Below are 22,815 nucleotides of genomic sequence, written 5' to 3' on the forward strand. Positions count from 1 at the left end.
TGAAATCATTTCCAGCCGTGTTGGGAGGTCGGCTTTTTTACCATGTCCTTTTCAGACTTCAATTATGAGTTTTTTTTCAATCTAACCCCGGACTTGCTGTGTGTAGCTGGTTTTGATGGGTATTTTAAAAAAATTAATCCGGCAGTATCCCAAGTTTTAGGCTATTCGGAGAAAGAACTATTCGAACGTCCCATCAATGAATTTATCCATCCGGAGGATCAATTTTCGACTCAGAAATATAGGGAGCAGCTCCATGTAGCTAAGCCATTGCTCAATTTTGAAAACCGGTACCTCACCAAATCCGGGGAAATAGTTTGGCTTTCCTGGACTTCAATGCCGGTACCCGAAAAACAGCTCGTTTTTGCTATCGCCAAAAACATCACACATAAAAAGAAAATTGAGCAGGATCGAAATGCGCTATTGGCTCAGGTAACCAAAATAAATAACGAACTCATGCAGATCAGTTATACCACCTCGCATGATCTTCGTGCCCCAGTTAATAATTTGCTTTCGGTATTTGATCTAATGGATACTTCTAAGATTCAAGATCCAGATACAATCGAATTGCTAGATATTTTAAAGAACTCCAGTCATAACCTGCGCGATAAATTAAACGGATACATTGATATCATTCGTGACAAAAATCCACTAGGAGAAAAGATGGAAACCTTGAGGTTCTCTGATGTTCTTCATACTGTTCTAACTTCCATTTCCCACTTAGTAGAAAGTAAAAAGGGTTTGATTAGATCCGATTTTTCAGAAATCAATGAAGTTTTATTTAATGCAGATTATTTAGAAAGCATTTTCCTGAATTTGATTACGAACGCTATCAAATACGCTCAACCTCACCTCTTTCCTGAGATTCATATTTATTCACGAGTAATGAATGGGGAAACTCAGTTGATTTTTGAGGATAATGGATTAGGGTTTGATATGGAAAAAGTGGGTTCTAGATTGTTTGGTTTAAACCAGACTTTTCACGGAAATCCTGACAGCAAAGGCATTGGACTATATTTGGTATACAACCATATCCATAATCTGGGTGGAAAAATTGAAGCACAAAGCGAGGTGAATAAGGGAACTCGATTTACCATCACCTTTTGAATCCACAATTTCGAATTATCTATTTGGAAGATCCGATTTAAACAAAAACGCCTTGAATTCTCAAGGCGTTTATTTGTTTATCGATACATCAGCTCATAATACTCTTTGGCCATCCGATTACTTTCAAATTCAAAGCGGACGTCCGTCATCCCTGATTGGACAATGTCTCTCCATTGTCTTTTATTTTTATAATAGGTAGGAAGAATTTCGCCTTGGAGAATTTCATACAAGTGATTCAGATCCCACTGGTCCTGATCCTGAATGGATAAATTGTGATAATCCGCTTGAGGGACGATGAAGCAATTTTCCCCATGCTTCGCAAATTCACAAATCCATCCATCGTAGGTGCTGAAGTTTACAGAACCATTCATTGATGCTGTCATTCCGGAAGTTCCAGAGGCTTCTCGAGGTACCCGAGGATTATTAAGCCAAATGTCGGATGCTTGTTTGAGTCGCTTGCTTAAGGTAAGTTCATAACCAGTACACACGGCTACATTTTTATATCGTTTACTCAAATGGACAAGCGAATTGAACACAGAAATAGCTCCATAGTCCATAGGATAAGGTTTTCCTGCCCAAATAATTTGCACCGGGAATTCTGAATTGGTCACCAATTCCTCAAATTTTCTAAAATCATGGGTGATCAAATCCGGTCTTTTGTATGCGGCAAATCTTCTAGCCCAGACAATGGTTAACACATCTGGATCAAAGATTTTTCCGGTTTGGTCAGCAACAATCTCAAATGCTCGTTTTTTCAAATAGCGCTTGCGGTCATCAAATCCTTCGTTGTCCGCCTCTTCCATAAATCGGTACAACTGCTTATCTGCCCAATATTTCCAATTTTGCGCATTAGTGATAGATTGAATTTCAGGAATGTTCTCATACTCACCCCACATTCTTCGGCTCACTTCTCCGTGAAGTTTACTCACGCCGTTTGCGGCATGTGCAAATCGCAAAGCCGCAAGACTATGATTAAACATATCCCCACTCATGCCAGTCAATGCTTTTACTTCGTCGATGCTATATCCGTAGAAATAGCTCATTTTATCGCATAGGTAAAAATCATGTTTTTCATTGCCAGCTTCCTCTGGAGTATGAGTGGTGAAGACGAGCTTTTTCTGAACTTCCTCTTTTTTACCCAATTTTTTCATCAGGTAAAAGACACTGCTAACCCCATGTGCCTCATTCAAGTGGTATACTTCGGGATTGAAATTTAATTCATCAATGAGTTTAGCCCCTCCTATTCCTAATATGATCATTTGGGCAATTTTTGCTGCAGTATCCGAATCATAAAGTTTATGGGTAATGGTCTGACTGAGGTAGTCATTTTCAGGAAGATCCGTACTTAATAAGAATAAAGGAGCGGATTTGAATGTGTCAGGGGGAAGGTACCAAGCCTTTACCCATACCGGTTGACTGTGAACTGGTACTTGAAATTTTATTCCAGTATCGACCAGGAATGAGTTGTTTTTTTCATACCACTCTGGCTTGAGGGTTTGATCTTGATTTCGGCTCTGATCATAGTAGCCATACTTCCAAAGGATGCCAATGCCAATCAAGTTCTGCTTCAATTCATAAGCACTTCTTAAATGAGAGCCGGAGAGAAAACCTAACCCACCACTGTAAATTTTCAAGGGTTGGTGGATAGCAAATTCCATGGAGAAGTAGGCCACTGATTTGGAATATTCGGACGAAGGTTCATAAGGAACCTTATAGTTTCTAAAGTCGGTCATAGGTTGGGAGATATTAAATGACAAATAACTGGCTGAAAGTTACAAAGGATTGGCCATAGCGAGGAAAGAAATTAATTTTTCCCGGCGATGATAAAGACACCATGAATAAGGTAGGCACTCACAAATGAGATGGGTATAACGATCGCCAAGCCTATCATCAACTCGAAAGGAAATAGATTATGCGAACTTGGATCAATAATCATATCAGCAAAAATCCGTGAAAGCATGCCTAACATGACTCCAAATGATACCATGAGGGCATTCCACGCGGGTTGATTTTTTCTGAAAATGCCAACCAGTAAGGTAGCTAAGAATGCTCCAGGCGCCTTAATGTAAAATAGCGATTGGTAGAGCGCGTCTTCTTCTGAAAAATCTGCTGTCCAATAGCCGAAGGCACCGATCAATACTCCAAGAGCGATGGGCAAAACGTTTGATTTTTTCCTCATAACAAAAAAAGACTTGGACATCAAAAAGGTGAAACTTTCTGATAAATCCAAGTCTTTGTAAATCTGAGGTTTTGAGAATTAGGCTACTGGAAGAGCCTTTCTTGCAGCTCGATCTGGATCATTTTTGACTTCACAAGTGTCATTTAGGATCATCGTCTCGCCATTGGCAGCTGTAAATTTTGGCCAGCTTGGAAGTCCCTGAGCATTAGGATTTCCGGTTTTCATAAATGCCAATAAGGAGGCGGTCATTTTTTCAGAAAGAAGTCTGGGACGTTTTCCTCCACCAGTGTGTGTGTACATCCGATCTGTATTTGCAAACCAGAAACAAATATCAATGCAATGAAAAGCCCGCATTCGTCCATTGTAAAGGTTGGGCTCCCATCCAAACCAAGCCATGTATACAGGCGCTTTTTGAGAAGATTTCGCATTGCCACAGGCCACTGCATTTTGTCGGTTTGAGGCCGCAAGGGTCATGATTTCAGCAGGTTTTTTATCTGGGAAATTAGCGGCATACGCTTGGTATACCTTCTCGGCATTTTCCCCAAATCTTGATTTGAGTCCTTCAATGGCTTGTTCTGGGCCGCCCGCTTCCAAGGCAGGATTCGTTCTTGTGGCTCCCCATTCATGAAAGGTCGTACAAATCATCAGCGGCATTTCTGCCTCATGGCTGTTTGGATCTGAAAAGAACTGTCCTTTGGGAACATGAATTCCATCCGCCACCGGACCAAAACCGCCTCTAAATCCAGGCTGAGGATTTTCTTTTCTCATCCGATCTAGAGCTTTGTTAGCAATATCGATATAGGTTCTCCAAGGAATTTCCTGAAGTTTATGAATCTCTCCAGGATTTAGGCCAGCTTCCTCCAAGACATATTGTCCTAACTTTCTGCTATAGTCTTGATCATTAGCTCTAAGCATACTTCCACTCAATGCGACGCCTTTATGAACTAGTCCCTTGGAGGCAGGCATGGCCATTGTGCAAGTTACTTTTGCACCTCCTCCAGATTGTCCCATGATGGTCACGTTAGTTGGGTCTCCTCCGAAGTTGGAAATATTGTCCCGTACCCAATGAAGCGATGCGATGATGTCCAATTGGCTGACATTTCCGGATGCAGAAAAGGCGTCCCCTCCTACTCCAGACAAGTCCGTAAAACCAAGTGGACCCAATCGATGATTGATCGATACAAAAACTATTTCATCGGTTTTTGCAAGGTTTTCCCCATGGTATCCGTCTTGTTCGATTCCATTTCCATTTGTAAATCCTCCTCCATGCAACCAAACCAAAACAGGTCTCTTTTTCCCATCTGCAATCCCTTTGGTCCACACGTTCAGTTTCAAACAATCTTCACTGACGTCGTCATAGTTCCAGTGGTCTGCAAATGAATAATGGACATTTGCATATCGATTGTCCATGATCTGTGGAGCAGTGTTTCCCCACCAAAGGCAATCTTTGATTCCATCCCATTTTTCAGGTTTTTGAGGAGGCATGAATCGGTTTTTTCCGGCTGTATTTGCGCCGTAAGGCACGCCTAAAAAGGTATAGACACCATTGAGTTGGTAGCCTCTGATTTTTCCGAAACCTGTATTAGCGATGGCAATTTCATCCCCGATGTGTAGGATTTGATCCTCTTCAGATTCGGAATGAGAAGTCTGAACTTTTGCATTGCTGGCAAAGGGAACAGCTGCCAATCCGGCTGTTCCAAGCCCGATTTTTTGCAGAAAGTCGCGTCGATTATTTTTTTTCATTAGGTATGGGTTTAAGTCAATCTCTATTGTCTCAATATGAGAAAATGATTGAATTCATCCTAATGGAAAATGATGTTCGGTAACTCGTGTTGACTGATTAAAAGGATTTTAGCGATTAAAAATCTCCTCAAGATTTAGCCTATTTTCCCATCTCCATTGATGTCTTTTCCGGTTTGCTCCTCGAGGATTTGAAGCGCTTGAATCAAAAGCTCTCGAGTTTTTTGCAGTTCCCGTTCTAAATTGGCTACTCTAGCCTCCAGCCCGGCGGCACGTGAACTTTGTTCGGAGATTTGGCTTTGTTGGATTAAGTCCCAAAATAGTCCCATAGGATTTTATTTTATTAGGTTTAAAGAATTCTGGATCAAGTGAAATCAATCTTGGTTCAACTCGTTTGTCGAATTGATATCCGTAAATCGGTTTTCGTAATCGGTAATTGACGGATTCGGATTCCTACTGCAGCAAATATGGCATTGGTCACAGCCGGAGCAATGAGCGGGGTGCTAGGTTCTCCAGCCCCACCTGGAGGATTACCTGAATTGATAATATAGGTTTCAATTTTTGGGGCTTCATGCATTCGCGTTACCGGGTAATTGTGAAAATTTCCTTGAGCCACTGCTCCATTTTCGATGGTGATTTCACCGGTCATAGCTGCTGCTAAACCGTAAATTATTCCACTTTCCATTTGAGCTTTGAAGCCATCAGGATTAATAGCAAACCCTGGGTCTGCCACGCAAATTACCCGGTGAACTTTCACTTTTCCTTCTAAGGTGACTTCTACTTCTGCAACTTCTGCGACTACGGAGCCGAAGGATTCACCGATTGCTATCCCTCTACCCCAATTGGCCGGAAGTGCTGATCCCCAATTTGATTTTTCCTGAGCTAAGTCTAAAACAGCCAGAAGTCTAGATTTATCCTTGATCAGATTTTTTCGGTAAAGAAGTGGATCTTGTTTTGCCGAATGAGCCATTTCATCAATAAATGACTCAGTCACAAATCCATGGGTAGAATGGTCTACACTTCGCCAATTCCCCCAAGGTACATGGGATTTTGGACTGGAATATTGAATCAATTGATTGGGTACTGCATAAGGAATATCGGCAGCTTCTGGTGGGTGATGTTTAAAAATAAATTGGTGGGAATAGGCAACGGGAAGTCCAGATTCGTCCAATCCCGCTTTTAATCTACTGATGGTGGCTTCACGATATACATCATGTTGGAGATCTTCTTCTCTGGACCAAATCAATTTTACGGGGAAATCAACCTCTTTGGCAATCAAAACGGCTTGTTTGATCACATCTGTTTCAGATCGTCGTCCGAATCCTCCACCCAAAAGCTGATTGTGAATGATCACTTGGTCCAAATCCAAATCCAGGATTTCTGCTACAGTGGCTTTGGCGCCGAGCGGATTTTGACTCCCACACCAGATTTCACATTTTCCTTCTTGTACCCAGGCAGTACAATTCATAGGTTCCATGGTCGCATGGGCCAGAAAGGGAAGTTGATATTCAGCTTCCAATAAGACTTTAGCCTCTTGAAGTGAGAGTTCAGTATCACCTCGTTTATGATGAAGTTCTAAATTTCCATTAGCCAAATCTTCCTCCATGGCTTTTCGATAGTTGGCCAGGATTTCTTCTTGATTCAGTTTATCCTCAGCTGTCGATTCAAAAGAGATTGGAAGTGTATCAAGTGCGATTTTCGTTTGCCAATACCCATCCGCTATCACAGCTACCGCATCGCCGAGGTTGATTATTTTGTGAATCCCAGCTGAGTTTGAAGGGATAGTGGTATCCACAGATTTTACCTTACTTCCAAAAACCGGAGCGGTTTTAAGTGTGGCATATTTCATTCCCGGAACCTGTACATCTATCCCAAATTTTGCCTCACCTGTCACCTTTGCAGGGATATCTATTCTAGGCTGGGAAGTCCCCATCAGCTTAAATTCTTCCTGCGTTTTTAGCTTGGGATTCGAAGGTGTGCTAACCTTGGCTGCCTGAGGGGCAAGGTCCCCAAAGCTGGCAGTCCGGTTGGACTTCGGATGGGAAATAGTACTCTTTTCGGCTATTAATTCTTCAACTGGCACATTCCAGGAATTTGCAGCCGCTTGAAGAAGCATTTCTTTGGCTGAAGCTCCTGCGATTCGCATGGCATCCTGACCGGTAAATCTGACTGATGCACTTCCGCCTGTAATTTGAAAATTAAGTGACTTTACAGCCGTCAGAAATACACCATCTATAGTCTCTTCCAAGAATTTGGGAAAATGAGCATTTCCTGCAATAAAGCCTTTGGCCACAGAATAGTTTGCATATTCTTTTTCTGCAGGAGCTTCTTGGATTTTTACTTTCTCCCAATCTGCCTCCATTTCATCTGCAAGCATCATAGCCAATGCGGTATGAATCCCTTGGCCCATTTCAGCATGAGGAATAATTGCCGTGATGGTATTGTCAGGAGCGATTTTAAGCCAAATATTCATCACTGTTTCTTCAGCGGAAGCAATTAAACCTGCAACTTTTGAAGCGCGATTTCCCGGGCGAATCGCTATTCCCAAGACCAATGTTCCACTTGCCAATACTCCCGTACCAATGAAGGCCCTTCTAGTCCATTTTTTCATTTGATCTGTGGATTAAAGTGTTGAAGATTGAATGGCTTCCGATGCACGTTTGATGGCAGATCTAATTCTTCCGTACATGCCACATCTGCAGATATTTCCTGACATAGCTTCATCGATTTGTTCATCAGTGGGAATTGGATGCTCATTTAAAAGTGCCACAGCTGACATGATTTGGCCAGATTGACAATACCCGCATTGAGGTGTTTGCTCTTCAATCCAAGCTTGTTGGACAATATGAAGTGTTTTATTTTCTGAGGCGATTCCCTCTATAGTTGTTACGTTTTTACCTTCGGCGGTTGAGGCTGGAGTTATGCAAGAACGAATGGGCTGACCGTCCAAATGAACCGTACATGCTCCACATTGTGCGATGCCGCATCCAAATTTTGTTCCTGTCAATCCGCATTGTTCCCGGATTACCCAAAGTAAAGGCACGCCGTTCTCAGTTTGAACGTCGAATTCATTTCCGTTTATAGTCAGTTTGGTCATTTTTAAGGAAAGAATGTTCTATAAGGTCACTTTCAAAAGCTTAACTCTCCATCGCTAAGCCCTGTTTATAATTTTAATGCTTGTGCTCTAATCGGTGTTTTTTAAGGATATCGTCTCCAAAATCATTTCCTTTTTCTCTCCAAATACTATGGATGTGGTTGGCGTTATCCAGGAATCCAACATTGTCATATTCGATCAAAAAATCAGGACTATGAATGATGTAATAATGCGCCTTCATCGGTTCATAACTCCCGATCCATGCGAAATAAATTGATTCCATTCCGCTCTTGTGAAGCTTGCTTAAGTATTCTTCTGCTTTTTGATGATCCAAATTTCCAATGTATTCTTCGATTAGATAGTGGAGGATTTTTTGCTGGCCATCATTGAGTTCAGAGCCTTTGATTCCTCGGAATTCTTCTAGCCATTGAGGTCGATCAGGGCTAGTTATAATGTCTCCGGGCACTTTTTCGCTTAAGGTAGCTTTGGCCTTTTGAGTCTCATCCAAAGCATTGATCAGCCAAAACCCATAATCTTCTTCCTTGCTTAGGGGACGTAGGCCTGCATATTGTGTAGCCTCAACTAAGGCCGGATCGGAACCCATAAATAGTGGAGTCATAGAAATTAGGTCTCCAGCTGCTGTGATGTTAAGCGAAAGGTGATGTCCTTCAAACTTTAGTCCCCAAACGTCCTCGTCGGGATGTCCAGCAATCGCCAAGTAATAATTTCCATAATCCCAATTCAGCTTTCGAATAAACTCCATACTCCGCTCATTCACTTTTCCTTGCTGAAATTGGATCTCAAAAAGTTCATGCAAGATGTCGTCTACTTGCATGATAGCAAAGGTCTTTAAATATCCTTGGGAGCTTAAAATGGAGCTCAACACTTTATGAAACGCAATTTTGCTATTCTCGGAAAGGTCACCGTACCGTAATCCAGCTCGAGGAGCAAGTCCCAAGGGTAGATTGGTCCAATTGGTCCTTGCACTATCTTCCATGCTGATCAAGACCTGCTTTGCTTGGTCTTCTGAAAGCGTGGTCAAGAATTTGGAGACTTTGGTTTTCACTAAAGCAGCATCTTGAGCGTAGCATGACATAGCGATACTAAAACTGAAAAACAAAATCAAAATGAGATTTTTCATATCCTTTGAAGTTTAGGAAAAGGTACATAATTCAGTCGGTAAATGGATTACCATGGGCTCTCACCAATTTGACAAGCTTGTTAATTCTGGTTTTTTCTTGAGAAGACTTTTAGGCTTTTTTCTTGAGATAATGTCCAAGAATTAATTTTTGGTTAGCTCACAGATTTCTTCAGCACTTTCTGTTTCGATGGTATAATGGACAAATGGATACTCCAAGAGCACTTTTCGGATCTTGGTTTTTACTTCTAGAATTTTTGAAGGAGAAATTTCAGCTGTCAATTTCACGTGAGTCGTAAAGACATGATGCTCTCCGTCTAAGGACCAAATGTGAGTTTGATGAACTGATTCAACTCCTTCAAGCTCTAAGATTTTTCCCTCAATTTCAGATTTGCTGACATCCTTGGGTTGGCCCTGAAGAAACAGAAAAACCGTTTCTTGGAGCCTTTTAAACACATTCCAAAGAATAAAGCAGGTAATAGCCAAGGAAAGAATCGGATCGATGTACGGCGATTTTACAATCAATAGGATTACCGCTCCAACCAAAATTGCAGCCCAACCCAGCACATCTTCGACAAGATGCCAGGAAATCACCCGTTCATTCATGGTTTTGCCATGGCTCACCTTCCAGGCGGCGTATCCGTTGATCGCTAATCCGAAAATGGCAAGCAAAATCATTCCTTGTGCGTTGGAAGGTTCGGGTTGCACCAGACGAATGATGGCCTCTTTAATCACCCAGATTGAGCCTAAGATCAAAACCAAGGAATTGATCAAGGCTCCTAAAAGTGAAAAGCGCCGGTAACCAAATGAATATTTTGAATCAGGAGACTTTTTGGCCAGCTTTTCCAAATACAAAGAACTACCTAGCGATAAGCAATCTCCCAAATCATGGATGGCATCAGACAGGATGGCCACGCTGTTCACCCAAAGACCACCTACCAGTTCCACAATAGTAAATGCCAAATTCAGGAAAAAGGCAGTTCGGAGGTTTTTCTCAGAAGGATGATGGTGGTGGTGCCCCATGGTTTTTATTATTTTTTCAAGACTGGGGGTTTTCGATGCTTCGTGCCTTGCTCGTAGGCATATGAAATCCGAATTAGAGTCGGCTCTGACCACATTTTACCCAACAATTGAAGACCTGCCGGAAGACCTTTGCTAGTAAATCCCATGGGTACGGTAAAGGCTGGCTGACCAGTATGAGGAGCGATGACTTGACTATTGTCTCCTCGATATTCTTCTTGAAATCGCTCGATCAGCGCAGGAGGATGATTCCAGCTTGGATAAATCAAGGCATCAAGTTGAAGTGAATCCATGACTTTTTCGATTGCCTCCCGAAAAGCAATTCGTTTGAGGTCTGTAAACGGATCTCCACAATCGGCTTCCATGTTTTCTGGAAGCGTAGAATCAGTGAATCGCTCTAGCCCAGTTCGGGCATAGTCCGATTTGCTTCCTACCCGAATCACATCTTCTAAGGTTTGCATAGTGTCTCGCTTCACGTAAGTTGAAAGAAACTCTTCAAGGTCTTTTCGGAATACGGGACACCATTGATTTCTTCGTAAGGAATCAAAGTTTTCCACCTCAACGGAATCAATTAAAACAGCGCCTAAAGATTTCAAATCTGTGACAGCTTGTTCGAAAAGACTTGAAATTTCCGAATCAGGATTTGCTTCACTTAAGGTTCGAAATATCCCAATCCTGGCACCATTTAGCCCGTCTTTTTGGAGAAATTGCAAGTAGTTGTTTGGGATTTTTCCTTGACTTCGGGTTGTAATAGGATCCTTTGAATCGGTTCCTGCGATAACTTCAAGAACTCGGACTGCGTCCTCGACTGTGCGGCACATGGGCCCGACTACATCATTTCGAAGGTATAAGGGAACGATCCCTTCTCTACTTACCAAGCCAAGCGTGGTCCGAAATCCTACTAAAGCATTGTGAGAGGATGGCCCCCGGATAGAATTACCCGTATCCGTCCCTAGACCAATTGTTCCAAAATTAGCCGCAAGGGCTGCTCCCGTTCCCCCACTTGATCCTGCAGGAACGTGGTCCAAATGGTAAGGATTACGAGTAATTCCAACGGTGGAGCTTTCCGAATGCATGGGACTGAAAGCCCATTCAGCCATGTTGGATTTGGCCAAAATGATTGCCCCGGCGTCTTTTAGTTTTTGAATGATAAAGGCATCCGATTCGGGATAAAAATCTGCCAAAGCCAAAGAGCCTGCAGTAGTGAGTAGACCGATGGTATTGATGTTATCTTTTACGATCAAGGGAATGCCATGAAGGGGTCGAAGTTTGCCGGTATTAGAAAATTCCTCATCCAAAGCCTTGGCTTGAGCGCGGGCTTCCGGGTGAATAAAAGAAATGGAATTGGTCAGGGAATCCCAAGTTTCGATTCTGGCCAAATAGGCCTCCGTTAGTTCCAAGGCTGTAAAATCACCCTTTTGAAACGCTTGATGAATTTCCGAAATGGTTAACTCTTCCAAAGCAATGGAAGAAGGCTCCTGCTTGCAGGCAGAAATTAGACAAAGTCCTATAATCCAGATCAAATACCGCATAAGCTAAAGCTAAGAAGGATTTGCTCGGAAGAAAAGAATCCAATTGATTAACGATCCAGCCAGTCCTTAAAGTCTGCGACTTTTTCCCTGCTGATCAAAATTGCCGAATCCGAACAATTGCTGAGATGAACCTTAAGCCGACTGTTGGAATAGGTGAAGACCTCCTCGATCGCATCGACATGACAGAGGTATTTGCGGTTGAGTCGAAAAAAGTTCGCTGGGTCGAGTTGAGATTCTATCTGTTCTAGGGTAGAATCCAGGACATATTTTTTTCCGGAATTCGTTTGCAGAAAAGTTATCCGCTCCTCACTGAAGAAAAAGGCAACTTCTTCCAAAGGCACACTTTGGATTTTATCTCCAAATCGAACTAGAAATCGACTTTTATAAACGTTGCTTTTGGGTTGAATAAGCGTTCTGAGCACTTCCAAATCCAATGTTGGCTGAACAGTCCTCGTATTAAATTTTTCCACAGCCCTTCCCAGTTCTTTTGGATCTATCGGTTTTAAAAGATAATCGATGGCATTAACCTTAAATGCCTTGATCGCATATTGGTCAAAGGCTGTCGTGAAAATGACGAGCGCTGTCAGAGGTACTTGTTCAAAAATTTCAAAACTGATTCCGTCGGCAAGTTGGATATCACAAAATACAAGGTTGGGACTGGGGTTTTGAGAAAGCCATTCTACCGATCTGCTCACCGTATCGATTGGACCAATCAATTCAGCATTAGGAAAATATCCTTTGAGTAATTGGATTAGTCGGGTCGCTGCTGGCTTCTCGTCTTCAATAATCAAAATCTTCATGGGTGGATTTTCAATAGTGGAAGTTTGACCAAAAATTCATGTTCAGAAATACTGACCTCTGGCATTTTTTCGCTCAACAAGCGATATCTGGAGCGAATATTCTCGAGTCCAACCCCCGTTGAACTCTCATTTTTACTTCGTTTTGGTTGAAAAGTATTGCTTACCCAAAGCTCCTCTCCGTTTTGCAAGATGGAGATAAATAAAGGGTCTTGCTGCGAAGCTATGTTGTGTTTGATTGCGTTTTCGAGCAATAGTTGAAGCGAAAGTGGAGGTAGGAAACAACCCTTACAATTGGGGACATTGACTGAGAAATTCAGATTTTCGTCAAATCTAATTTTCTGGAGGTCGAGGTAATTTTGTGCAAATTCCAGTTCACGGTCTAGCTCTACCAGCTCCTCTTGCTGTACATCGAGTACATAGCGATAGATTTTACTTAGTTTTTGGATAAAGGCTGCAGAACGGTCTGCGTCCTCATAGACCAGATTAGAAAGTGCATTCAGAGAGTTAAATAGAAAATGCGGATTAAGCTGGTCTTTGAGTCCCTGATATTGGCTGGCTAATTTTTCAGATCGAAGTTGTTCCGCTTCAATGGCTGATTTTCTCCATTCCATCAGCCATGACCTTGTGGTAAAAATGGCCATAAATACCAAGGCGATTTGCATTGGGATCAAGGTAAATTCCAAAATACCATTCCATGGGATCGCATCAAACGTAAACTGACCATCCAACCAAGCATAAATAAAAACGATCACAAAGCTCACGACAAAGGAATACACCATATAGGATCCCACGGTCGCGAGGAGCCGCTTTACCGGATAATGAATCCAAGAAAGTCTCGGATCCCAAAATTCCTCCACTCGACTTCCCCCGAAGCTCAAGGCCATTGATACAGCAAATGAAAAGAGAAATTCAGGGTAGAGATTGACGAAATTCGACCAATTCAAAAAGCAAATCGGGCAAAAAACAATTTGTAAAAAGAAGGCAATCGTCAAATTGACGAGCAAAAAATTTCGAAGATTTTTCCATAGACCTTTTGGGTCGTGACGAACTGATGTGCTGGTGGTCATGTCGGAAGTTATGAAAAAGCGAGGATTTTTGAGGAGCAACCATGAAATCCAATGCCTCGGATTTTAATCAAGTCTAACCTCCAACAGATTAGCTTTTGTTGGAGGTTAGGTGGTTTAGTTTTTCAAAGCGGGCATCAATTACACATACTTGCAACTTGCTCTGCCTCTCTTTTTCCCCAAGTTGGCAGCAAGTAATCCTCGTTTATCTTGGATTCTTCTTTTGAGAAAAGCTCCAATCCAACTCGTGCAAGACCACAGGCTTTTTCAGGTCCTTGTCCAAAAAACTGAGACATACCCAGTTCCATTTGTGCCATTAGAGTTGTAGCTCTAGGGTTCTCCTTATCTAATGCGATGGCCTTTCCGAAAAGCTGCATGGCTTGCCCGCTGAGTTCTTGTCCACGATTCATTGGGTCAACAGAAATCTTTCCCATCAAAATAAACCCTTGGAGGGCCGTGATTTCAGAATGATTGGGTGCAAGCTGATTTGCTTTTTGGATGAGCTCCATGGCTTGATCAAAGTATTGGTCCTGGTCCACTTCAAATCGGAATGCCGCAATCGCCTGAAGGTATGCTGCATAATAAAGAGGAAGCCATTCCGAAGATTTAGCCTCGGCAATTCTTAAAAAGGCATTGGTGATTTCCTGTGATTCAGCCGCTGTCTGAATAGTTTTCATAGCCTGAAGCTGTTTTTTCATGGCAGATTCGTAGGCAGGATCATTTGCAAAGGCAGACAGAACAAATGTGAAAATTAGAAGGAGGGTTGTGAAGTAGGTTTTCATAAAATAGAAGTTTAAAGGTTGTTTAATTGATTTGCGTTTTTGTCTTTGGATAGGGTTAGGAAAATTCCAAGAAATAGAAATCTCGGAGCGGGCTGTCCTATCGGAACGGATTCGTAGGTTCCGGAGGAATTTGGAGTTGAAGCAAATTGGTATCCGAATACATTGCTGTGCCCGGTAACATTGGTAATGGCCCCGTGTATGATCAGGTTGGGTCTTGGTAGATAGCTCCAGCTCAAACTTAGGTTTTGAAAAGAGTTGGTTTTGGAATTCATTTCACCCGAAAAATTGGGATCAGTGAAAGTTAATCCATCGTTGAAAGACCAAGAAATACCCAACTGTGACTTAAGAGGAACGATGAAATGCTTGACCACCACGCTTAGATTATGCTTTGGAGCAAAGTCTGGTTGTACTTGATTTGAGTATTGGAAATAGCTCCTTTTACTATCTACAAAGCTGTAAGTAATCCAGTAGTCTGTGTTTTTAATACTTTCTCGGTCTCTGAAAAACACATCAAATCCACGGGCAAATCCTTCTCCTCCATTTTGGATGTTTAAGGGGTTTTGGAAGCTACCTTCAAATCGGATCAAGTGATCATAGGACTTGTGAAAGGCTTCTGCACGGAAAGTTTTGCCCTCTTTCTGGTAGAGGTAATTTAAGATCAGATGCTTGGATGAGGTATTTTCCAAGGCTGGATTGAGTACTCTAAATCGCTCTTCGGGTAATTGATGAAATCTACCGGCGGCAACTGAAAGGGTTCCGTTTTCTGAAAGTTTGAATGCTAAAGAAGCTCTTGGGTCAATCCAAGTTTCATTGGCTAGACTGGAATAGCCGGTTCGTACACCTGCACGAAGCACAAGTTTCCTACTTAAATACCAATCCCATTCTGAAAAAAAGAAGGCTTGATTTTCCGAAAAGTTGCGCTCGAATTTTTCCTGAATTAGGGCTTCCGAGTATTCGTTTCGGAGGTATTCTAATCCATTTTTCACCGAAAGACGATCGCTGAAATCATATCCTGCGGTCCATTTGGCATGTATGAGCTGATTTTTTCGGTTGAGGTCAACAGGACCTAAGTGTATTCTGTCCTTGTTATGTGAGAAGGAGATTCCTCCAAAAAGAGACCATCCATTTTCATAACCTTTTCTCCAGTTGGATTGGATATAGGAATATTGATTGTTGAGCTTCATCAAAATTCCTCTTCCCACCTGTCCAGGTTGATCTTGCCAAAGCTTCATGCCTCCAGATTCTGTTCGGGCTAGGATTTTCCAAAGGCCTCCCTGACTTGTTTTTCGTTGTGCGGCGATTTCCATATCTCTTCCGAAAGGGGCACGCTCCCAATCGAAATTTTGCTGGATTAAAGCTTGATAAGGCTTGAGGTCAAACAAATTGGCGGAGACAGTTAAGCTTTGTTTTTCGTTTGCTAAGGTGTGAGAATATCCTCCTCCCACTGACATGATAGAAATGTCACCTTGGTTCCGCTTTGCCAAGTCTTTGGTAGTAAGTGCTAAAGCCGAGGATAAGGCCTGCCCGAATTCAGCTGAATATCCGCCTGTTGAAAAAAATGTCCCCTTGAATAGATTGGGGTTAAATCTTGTCCGAGTGGGTACGTTGCCGGCGGTACTTCCATAGGCGTTACCGACACGGAGCCCGTCGATAAAAATCCCTACCTCCGAAGCATCTCCTCCCCGGACGAATAGTCTGCCGTCATTCCCGACGGTGGAGGTTCCTGGCAAAGTTTGAAATGCGCCTACGATATCCCCGACTGCAGATGGGGTGGTAACAATATCCAATGGGCGGAGAATTACGGATTTTTTCTCATCCGATGCCTCCAAAGCGCCAGCGGATATCGTGACGGTATTTAATTCATTGTATTCTTCTTTCAGCGAAAGAGTCGGAATTTCCAACCTATCGACAGTAAGCGAGACCGGTTGTTCGATGGTGATGAAACCCATCATTTTGAACACCAAAAGTTGGTTACCTTTTTCTGTGGTTTCAAATTCAAAACTTCCTTCACTATCTGTACTTGTCCCATCATAGGAGCCCTTTATAAAAACATTCACCCCGGGCAGTGGCTGGTTTTTCTCATCCAATACTTTACCGATCAGGATACTAGATTGGGAAAGTCCGTGGATGGGAATTAGAAGTGTCAGAATAAAAAAAGAGTAAATCGCCTTCATTTTTGGTATTTATTTGAGCCAAAAGTGAAGGCGATAACTCGTTTAAAAAATTGAACCTGACTGAAGTGTCAAAATCAGGAACTGAAATGTAATTCCCTGCGGATGAATTTTTAGGGAAAGTCGATCAATACACCTCAAAACTCAATTTCATGGTGATCGATGCAGTTTTATTCTTGGAAGAAGTATTGAAGGCGCCGCCCCAAGAATAATCTTCACCGGAGTTTTGACCTGTGATCTGAAAGACGCCCATGTTGGCCGTGACTAGATCTCCCAATCTTGAATTTGAATTTTCCGCAATCCGCTCTGCACGTACTCTTCCATCCTCAGTTGCTTTTGCGACCATTTCGAGTTTGAGGGATTCGAGTTGGGTATAATAATATCGTGGAGGCTGAGAATAAAAAGTGATGCCCTGATTCAGTAGTTCTGTGATCTCACGGGAGATTTTTTCCACTTTTTCTACTTCTTTGGATTCGATCACCAAGGTTTGACTGAGTTGATATCCGGTAAATGTTTGGCCGGCATAGTTCCCAGAGGAAGTATAATTCTGTTCGTATTGCGGTAAGGTACTTACAGCATTAAATACCAATTGCTCCTCAGGAATGCCTTTTGATTTCAGATAGGAAGTCACTGCCTCTCGATCTTTTTCCAGACTCGCATAGGCAGCCTGCAAATCCCGGCTTTCTCGTGTAAAATTTCCTTCCCAAACGATCAGGTCGGAGGTGAAATTTTGCTCTCCTAGGCCGGTTACATGAATCATCCCTTGAGGGCGATTACGATGAATGATGGCATCTCCCAATAAATAGGCAGAAAGAATGATAGCGATCGCGAAAAGGACAGGGGAAAGCGTTGATTTCATGAAGCTTGAATTAAAAGTTAGGATAAGTTACCGTATAATTTTCAAACAAAAAACCCGCCATTCGGGCGGGTTCTTGATCAAGTTAGGTGTTTTAACACTTAGTAAATCCGATTTCTAATTTCTTGTTTCTTAGGATTTTCCAAGTCGATCAAGTAGCCATTCACCACCGCGTAGCGAGGTTTACCTTCTTTTGCCAAAAAGAAGTTGGTGGCTGATCCTGTCATCCATCCGCTGGAATATTTTTCAGTAGTCTTTAGCACCAAAATTGGAAGTGGGTGGACTTGTCGCGCCTCTCCATTTTTCACTTTTACAGCTAGGTAACCTTCCCGAAGAAGCTCCACAGCTTTAGCTTCTGTAAGCTCATTCACGGATTCAAAGGGTGTAGGGAATACTTTTCCTTCGAGGTATTGAAGCCCTGTCGCATCCAAAGTTTCAAATCCAAAGAAAACCTGCATATCGCCAAGGTCTTCGACAGATGCACTCATGTAGTATCCAGCCGGGTTTTCAGTTTCCCTCCTTCGGATAGCAATGTCCAAAGGATACCATTCACCCTTAACCTTCACTTGCATTTCATTGATAATCAAATCCATCAACTGAAATCCATTATCAGGAATGGCAAAGTATTGCTCGGTGGTATATTGCTCATAGCCTCGCGTAGCAATCTGATTAAGCGCATTGAGAATGATCATAAAATTGATCTTTCGAATGTGTTGTTTTTCTGGATCTCCCAAATAGCCACCAGATTCGATCAAAATGGTACTAGTTCCCCATTTTTGAATATTATCTCCAAAAGCGCGCGGCTCAAAAGCATCATCGTATTTTCCTACTTGCCCGGGAATCAGCTCTTGGAGCAATTCGTTCATTCCGGCGATAGTCTTCATTGCCCGACCTCTGACCTCGTTGATGTCGGTTTCGTAATTGTATGCTGGAGCTAATAGGGAGATTGTAGCTTGCTTGGGGGTATTTACCACATTGTAATAGATCTGCTGATCGTGGAGGTTAAATCCAAACTCTGGCTCAAAGTCGTCCCGAGCTTGTTTCAAAATCACAGCCTCTGGTGAAATCTGGGAAATAGCATCTCGATTTAGGTCAATGTCCAAGGAATTTCGGCGCTTAAATGCCTCGGCCCCATCTGGATTGATCATCGGGATAAACTTGAGGCTGAGTTGTGATTTTAGTAATTCTCTGACTTCGTCATGTCCGTCATTTTCACCTTCCAAGAAATTAAATAAATCAAACAGTGCCATGGTGGCTGTGCTTTCATTTCCGTGCATTTGAGACCAAAGCATGACTTTGGTTTGACCTTGGCCCCATTTCATGGAAGTGATAGTTCGGCCATCTACAGATTTGCCCAATTCTTCCAGTTTGAAATCCGTTCCATGTTTTTGAATCAATGGCTGAATGGTCTCATGCTTAAACCTACGATGCGTGATTGCAGGCTCTTTGTAGGTAGTATAAGCTTGCTCTAATTTTTCTACGGGAAGTTTTTGATAGGCTGTTTGTGAAAAGCTAGGCGAAGTGGCGCATGCTAGTAGAAACAGGAAAATCCAATGGGCTTTAAATCGAGTGTACATAGGTGGAAATTTTCAATCAATTCTGGATAAAACTAGGTAATCGGGTCAAATAAATACCTGTATTTTTGCTCATTCTAAAAAATCATGCCATGAACCTCAGCTATCAGGTTTTCGATCTTCCGCTCAAGCACACCTTTACGATCGCTCATCAAAGCCGCGACATTCAGGATACCATTATTGTTAAGTTGGAGGAAAATGGACTTTTTGGTCTTGGAGAATCTACCACCAATCCGTTCTATGGGATGACTATTGAAAATATGAGCGCTTGCGTAGAGGAGTTTCGTCCTGTGGTGGAATCCAAATTTTGGAATACCCCTGAGCAACTTTGGGAGTTGGGAAGGGACGTTTTTCAGAATAACCCTTTTGCTCAATGTGCCTTGGACCTGGCTGCTTGGGATTTATTTACGAAGAAGCAAGGCAAAAAACTTTACGAGTATTTGCAGCTAAATCCTGAAAAAATCCCAATCACCAACTTCACCATAGGAATTGATACCGTAGAAAAAATGGTGGCAAAGATGAAAGAGGTGGATTGGCCAATCTATAAAATTAAGCTGGGTACCGATAATGATCTTGAGATCGTCCGGGAGCTTCGAAAGCATACTCAATCCGTTTTTCGGATTGATGCCAATTGTGCCTGGACCGCGGAGCAAGCTATTCGAAATTCCGAAGAATTGGTCAAACTAGGCGTAGAGTTTATGGAGCAGCCATTGGGAAAAGATGATCTGGAGGGAATGAAGGAGGTTTTTCAGTATTCCAAGCTTCCGGTGATGGCTGATGAAAGCTGTATTGTCGAAAGTGACGTAAAAAAATGTCATGGACTTTTCCATGCGATCAATGTCAAATTGGTCAAGGCGGGAGGAATCACTCCCGGGCTTCGAATGATTCGAGAAGCGAAGTTGCTTGGGATGAAAACCATGGTAGGCTGCATGACTGAGTCATCCGTGGGGATTACTGCCATCGCACATCTTGCTCCATTGTTGGACTATGTAGATATGGATGGTGCAATGCTCTTAGCCAAAGATCCAGCCCGTGGGGTTCAAATCACTCCTGAAAAAGTTACCTTCCCCAAAGGTCCTGGGATCGGGGCAGAGTTGGTCTGATGCCAAAAAGTATCGAAGCCCTCAAGTATTTTCCTTGAAAACCTGATTATAAATAAACAGAAAGCCCTGAATTGACTCAATTCAGGGCTATTTTCTTGGTACCAGATACACCAATTATCCTTCTCCCACGATCAACTTAAACCCTTCTCCATGCACTGTGATGATCTGCACCTTTGGATCGTCCTTCAGGATTTTTCGGATTTTGCTCAGATAAACATCCATGGACCGGGCATTGAAATAGCTATCGTCACCCCAGATTTGCTTGAGTGCATGGCTTCGGTTGACCAGCTTGTTGATTTCTGAAGCAAGAAGTCGAATCAGTTCATTTTCTTTGGAAGTTAACTTATGTTTTCCTCCTGGACCTTCGATGTACTGCTCATCGTAATGGAGAATAAAATCCCCAAAGGAATAGGTTTTCAAAGGGGTTATTTCGGATGACTTTTGAGTCCGACGGAGAATTGCTGTAATCCTCAAAAGCAATTCTTCCATGCTGAAGGGCTTGGTGAGGTAATCATCGGCACCGATTTTTAGTCCCTCTATAATATCGTCTTTTTGATTTTTGGCCGTAAGGAAAAGGATTGGAAGTTCCTCCTGTACTTTTTTGATTTCCTTAGCCAGTGTAAACCCATCTTTTTTGGGCATCATGATATCGAGAAGACAGAGATCATATTTGTCCTTTTTAAATTTATTCCAGCCTTCTTCTCCATCCCGACAAAGGGTGGGTTCGTAGCCTTTCATTTCCAGATATTCTTTCAGGATATCTCCTAGGTTAGGATCATCTTCGACGACTAATAGTTTGGCTTTGCTCATTGTTTTTTGGGTAGGTTTATCGTGAACGTACTTCCTTTTGCGGGCTCTGATTGGACATGAATTTCTCCTTGGTGGGCTTCTAGCATGGTTTTGACGTAGGAAAGTCCAAGTCCAAACCCTTTTACATCGTGGAGGTTTCCGGTGGGAACTCGATAGAATTTATCGAAAATTTTCTTTTGTGCATCTCGACTCATGCCGATTCCATTGTCTTGAATAATCACGATTACTTGGTTTCCATCTTCTTTGGCGGTCACCTTGATGATCGGATTTTCATGGGAATATTTATTGGCATTGTCCAAAAGGTTATTGAAAATATGCGTCAAGTGAAAGGCATCTCCTTCTATTTCTGGATTTCGAAGTTGATTATAAAATTCAATCCGTCCTCCTTTCTTCTCTACTTGAAGGCTGATATGATCCACTGTTGATTCCAATAATTCAGCCAAATTCACAGGCTCTAGTTTAAGTTTGAAATCTTGCTTGTCTAATGCCGCTGCCTGGAGTACTTTTTCTACTTGGGTTACTAGACGCTTATTTTCATCCTTAATAATCCCCAAGTATCGAGTTCTAAATTTATCCTGTGAACTCAAATCTGGATCTTGCAATGCTTCCACAGCAAGACTGACTGTGGCTAGAGGAGTTTTGAACTCATGCGTCATGTTATTGATAAAATCATTTTTGATATCCGAAAGGGCTTTTTGCCTTAGGATGATTTTAATGGCATAAATGAAGCAAAGTATAATGACCAAGATGAATAAAATGGAGCTTGAAATTGGGATCCATACTTGGCGAAATACGTGGCTGTTTTTCTCAGGAAAATAGACATAGATATAATTATCTTTTCCGAGAATGTCATTTGGAAAAAGCTTGGCTTGTACGCCTTGCGTTTTCAATTGATTCACATCCGAGGATGGTCCAATTCCGATGATCTGGCCATCGTCATTGAGTACTCCCAGTTCAAAACTTTCTGAAATCCCTTTTTCAATCAATTGATTTTTTAATAAGGACTTTAGCTGGGCCGTATCTAATCTGTCTAAAATTTCCCGCTGACCTTCGGCCATTTCTTCCCAGGCCTGATTCATCAATTCGATTTTTAAATTGGTCTTGCGGATCTTGTCTAGCGCATCATCCGAAATGTTAATAGCGGTTGTCACAGCTGATGTGATCGTAAGTGCTGGTGGAACCTCGGGCAGAAAACCTTGATTTCGGCTTAAATACTCCAATTGCCGCTCTTTCTCTTGTAGGAGAATTTCCATTTCATCGGGGGTAAACATGGATGAAGCTACCTCTGGAGTCATGTAGGTGAAGAAGTTTTCCAACTCAGATAGAATAGAAATATCTAGTCCCCTGGAGAGGAGCATTCGTCTAAAAGTTTGGCTGACTTGAGGGACCTGGGTAGAAAATAAGGTGTCTACTGCTGAAGGTCTGGAATAGTTAGGAGTCGTCTGGATTTGAAGATCAATGGGATCGATCTTTTTGAACAGATTTTCCTGCAAGACCGAATCGCGTAAGAGTTGGCTAAGAAGAGCATCACTGGCCTCCCCTTTTTCTAGCTCTTGAATCGTTCCAGAAAGAGCTTGCAAGACATTTTGATCAAATCGCTCCTGATTGATTCGAATGGCATTTCGAATCCAATAGTATTGAAATCCCATCAAACCAAAGCTGGCGACGGACATCAGGACAATAATCAGGGTGATTTTTCCTTTGGACATGGGACAAAAATAACTTGATTAGCAGGCGGACTGATGACCCTTAACATGATTTAACTCAGACAAAATAAGAGGATGTAAATCTTTTGAACCTCAGCGATTATCTTGCCGTTGAATTCATAGAAGTTTTCTTAATTACAAT

The 22,815-nt window shown here is 42.2% G+C and carries 19 protein-coding genes; 2 read left to right on the top strand and 17 right to left on the bottom strand.

The window, feature by feature from the left end; genetic code table 11:
* Positions 1–42: 42 nt before the first annotated feature.
* A complete protein-coding gene (locus tag AO498_RS02800; protein WP_067543496.1) occupies positions 43–1,104 on the top strand; it encodes a PAS domain-containing sensor histidine kinase in 1,062 nt (353 codons plus the stop codon).
* A gap of 77 nt (positions 1,105–1,181) precedes the next feature.
* Here the strand turns inward: AO498_RS02800 and glgP are convergent, their stop codons facing one another.
* From glgP to AO498_RS02875, 15 genes are all read right to left on the bottom strand, one after another.
* Positions 1,182–2,837: an alpha-glucan family phosphorylase gene (glgP, locus tag AO498_RS02805; RefSeq protein ID WP_067543499.1), complete on the bottom strand. Its 1,656-nt coding sequence runs from the start codon at positions 2,835–2,837 to the stop codon at positions 1,182–1,184.
* Between the two features lie 71 nt (positions 2,838–2,908).
* Entirely contained in the window at positions 2,909–3,283 is a 375-nt protein-coding gene (locus tag AO498_RS02810) for a hypothetical protein (protein WP_067543502.1), read from the bottom strand.
* 78 nt (positions 3,284–3,361) lie between these two features.
* Entirely contained in the window at positions 3,362–5,026 is a 1,665-nt protein-coding gene (locus AO498_RS02815; RefSeq protein ID WP_067543505.1) for a carboxylesterase/lipase family protein, read from the bottom strand.
* 134 nt (positions 5,027–5,160) lie between these two features.
* On the bottom strand, positions 5,161–5,352 hold the full coding sequence (locus tag AO498_RS02820) for a hypothetical protein (RefSeq protein WP_067543508.1): 192 nt from the start codon (positions 5,350–5,352) through the stop codon (positions 5,161–5,163).
* A 56-nt stretch (positions 5,353–5,408) separates the two neighbouring features.
* Positions 5,409–7,634 (bottom strand): xanthine dehydrogenase family protein molybdopterin-binding subunit, encoded by a 2,226-nt coding sequence (locus tag AO498_RS02825; protein ID WP_067543511.1) that lies wholly within the window; start codon positions 7,632–7,634, stop codon positions 5,409–5,411.
* A gap of 12 nt (positions 7,635–7,646) precedes the next feature.
* Entirely contained in the window at positions 7,647–8,120 is a 474-nt protein-coding gene (locus tag AO498_RS02830) for a (2Fe-2S)-binding protein (protein ID WP_067543515.1), read from the bottom strand.
* Between the two features lie 73 nt (positions 8,121–8,193).
* Positions 8,194–9,258, bottom strand: a complete 1,065-nt coding sequence (locus AO498_RS02835) for a DUF3500 domain-containing protein (RefSeq protein WP_067543518.1) — start codon at positions 9,256–9,258, stop codon at positions 8,194–8,196.
* Positions 9,259–9,399: 141 nt separating this feature from the next.
* A complete protein-coding gene (locus AO498_RS02840; RefSeq protein ID WP_067543520.1) occupies positions 9,400–10,278 on the bottom strand; it encodes a cation diffusion facilitator family transporter in 879 nt (292 codons plus the stop codon).
* 8 nt (positions 10,279–10,286) lie between these two features.
* A complete protein-coding gene (locus AO498_RS02845) occupies positions 10,287–11,807 on the bottom strand; it encodes an amidase (protein WP_067543523.1) in 1,521 nt (506 codons plus the stop codon).
* A gap of 47 nt (positions 11,808–11,854) precedes the next feature.
* Entirely contained in the window at positions 11,855–12,607 is a 753-nt protein-coding gene (locus AO498_RS02850) for a LytR/AlgR family response regulator transcription factor (RefSeq protein WP_067543526.1), read from the bottom strand.
* Positions 12,604–13,674, bottom strand: a complete 1,071-nt coding sequence (locus tag AO498_RS02855) for a sensor histidine kinase (protein ID WP_067543529.1) — start codon at positions 13,672–13,674, stop codon at positions 12,604–12,606. The genes AO498_RS02850 and AO498_RS02855 overlap by 4 nt, the downstream gene beginning before the upstream one ends.
* Before the next feature lie 134 nt (positions 13,675–13,808).
* Positions 13,809–14,453 (bottom strand): tetratricopeptide repeat protein, encoded by a 645-nt coding sequence (locus AO498_RS02860; protein ID WP_067543532.1) that lies wholly within the window; start codon positions 14,451–14,453, stop codon positions 13,809–13,811.
* 11 nt (positions 14,454–14,464) lie between these two features.
* The gene (locus AO498_RS02865; RefSeq protein WP_067543535.1) at positions 14,465–16,627 is read right to left on the bottom strand and encodes a TonB-dependent receptor; all 2,163 of its coding nucleotides are present in this window, start codon (positions 16,625–16,627) and stop codon (positions 14,465–14,467) included.
* A gap of 124 nt (positions 16,628–16,751) precedes the next feature.
* A complete protein-coding gene (locus tag AO498_RS02870) occupies positions 16,752–17,483 on the bottom strand; it encodes an SIMPL domain-containing protein (RefSeq protein ID WP_067543538.1) in 732 nt (243 codons plus the stop codon).
* Positions 17,484–17,581: 98 nt separating this feature from the next.
* Positions 17,582–19,057 (bottom strand): M14 family zinc carboxypeptidase, encoded by a 1,476-nt coding sequence (locus AO498_RS02875; protein ID WP_082792179.1) that lies wholly within the window; start codon positions 19,055–19,057, stop codon positions 17,582–17,584.
* Positions 19,058–19,146: 89 nt separating this feature from the next.
* Here AO498_RS02875 and AO498_RS02880 point away from each other — a divergent pair, with 89 nt between their 5' ends.
* Complete coding sequence (locus tag AO498_RS02880; RefSeq protein WP_067543541.1) at positions 19,147–20,157, top strand: dipeptide epimerase; 1,011 nt, start codon at positions 19,147–19,149, stop codon at positions 20,155–20,157.
* A gap of 114 nt (positions 20,158–20,271) precedes the next feature.
* Here the strand turns inward: AO498_RS02880 and AO498_RS02885 are convergent, their stop codons facing one another.
* A complete protein-coding gene (locus tag AO498_RS02885) occupies positions 20,272–20,967 on the bottom strand; it encodes a response regulator transcription factor (RefSeq protein WP_067543543.1) in 696 nt (231 codons plus the stop codon).
* Complete coding sequence (locus AO498_RS02890) at positions 20,964–22,676, bottom strand: sensor histidine kinase (protein WP_067543546.1); 1,713 nt, start codon at positions 22,674–22,676, stop codon at positions 20,964–20,966. Before AO498_RS02890 ends, AO498_RS02885 begins: the two co-directional genes overlap by 4 nt.
* Between the last annotated feature and the right edge of the window lie 139 nt (positions 22,677–22,815).

The sequence above is a fragment of the Algoriphagus sanaruensis genome, from assembly GCF_001593605.1.
GTDB classification, from domain to species: Bacteria; Bacteroidota; Bacteroidia; order Cytophagales; family Cyclobacteriaceae; genus Algoriphagus; species Algoriphagus sanaruensis.

Coding starts and splice junctions, on each gene's coding strand:
- AO498_RS02800 (WP_067543496.1), top strand. CDS start 43: ATGTCCTTTTCAGACTTCAATTATGAGTTTTTTTTCAATCTAACCCCG.
- glgP (WP_067543499.1), bottom strand. CDS start 2,837: ATGACCGACTTTAGAAACTATAAGGTTCCTTATGAACCTTCGTCCGAA.
- AO498_RS02810 (WP_067543502.1), bottom strand. CDS start 3,283: ATGAGGAAAAAATCAAACGTTTTGCCCATCGCTCTTGGAGTATTGATC.
- AO498_RS02815 (WP_067543505.1), bottom strand. CDS start 5,026: ATGAAAAAAAATAATCGACGCGACTTTCTGCAAAAAATCGGGCTTGGA.
- AO498_RS02820 (WP_067543508.1), bottom strand. CDS start 5,352: ATGGGACTATTTTGGGACTTAATCCAACAAAGCCAAATCTCCGAACAA.
- AO498_RS02825 (WP_067543511.1), bottom strand. CDS start 7,634: ATGAAAAAATGGACTAGAAGGGCCTTCATTGGTACGGGAGTATTGGCA.
- AO498_RS02830 (WP_067543515.1), bottom strand. CDS start 8,120: ATGACCAAACTGACTATAAACGGAAATGAATTCGACGTTCAAACTGAG.
- AO498_RS02835 (WP_067543518.1), bottom strand. CDS start 9,258: ATGAAAAATCTCATTTTGATTTTGTTTTTCAGTTTTAGTATCGCTATG.
- AO498_RS02840 (WP_067543520.1), bottom strand. CDS start 10,278: ATGGGGCACCACCACCATCATCCTTCTGAGAAAAACCTCCGAACTGCC.
- AO498_RS02845 (WP_067543523.1), bottom strand. CDS start 11,807: ATGCGGTATTTGATCTGGATTATAGGACTTTGTCTAATTTCTGCCTGC.
- AO498_RS02850 (WP_067543526.1), bottom strand. CDS start 12,607: ATGAAGATTTTGATTATTGAAGACGAGAAGCCAGCAGCGACCCGACTA.
- AO498_RS02855 (WP_067543529.1), bottom strand. CDS start 13,674: ATGACCACCAGCACATCAGTTCGTCACGACCCAAAAGGTCTATGGAAA.
- AO498_RS02860 (WP_067543532.1), bottom strand. CDS start 14,453: ATGAAAACCTACTTCACAACCCTCCTTCTAATTTTCACATTTGTTCTG.
- AO498_RS02865 (WP_067543535.1), bottom strand. CDS start 16,627: ATGAAGGCGATTTACTCTTTTTTTATTCTGACACTTCTAATTCCCATC.
- AO498_RS02870 (WP_067543538.1), bottom strand. CDS start 17,483: ATGAAATCAACGCTTTCCCCTGTCCTTTTCGCGATCGCTATCATTCTT.
- AO498_RS02875 (WP_082792179.1), bottom strand. CDS start 19,057: ATGTACACTCGATTTAAAGCCCATTGGATTTTCCTGTTTCTACTAGCA.
- AO498_RS02880 (WP_067543541.1), top strand. CDS start 19,147: ATGAACCTCAGCTATCAGGTTTTCGATCTTCCGCTCAAGCACACCTTT.
- AO498_RS02885 (WP_067543543.1), bottom strand. CDS start 20,967: ATGAGCAAAGCCAAACTATTAGTCGTCGAAGATGATCCTAACCTAGGA.
- AO498_RS02890 (WP_067543546.1), bottom strand. CDS start 22,676: ATGTCCAAAGGAAAAATCACCCTGATTATTGTCCTGATGTCCGTCGCC.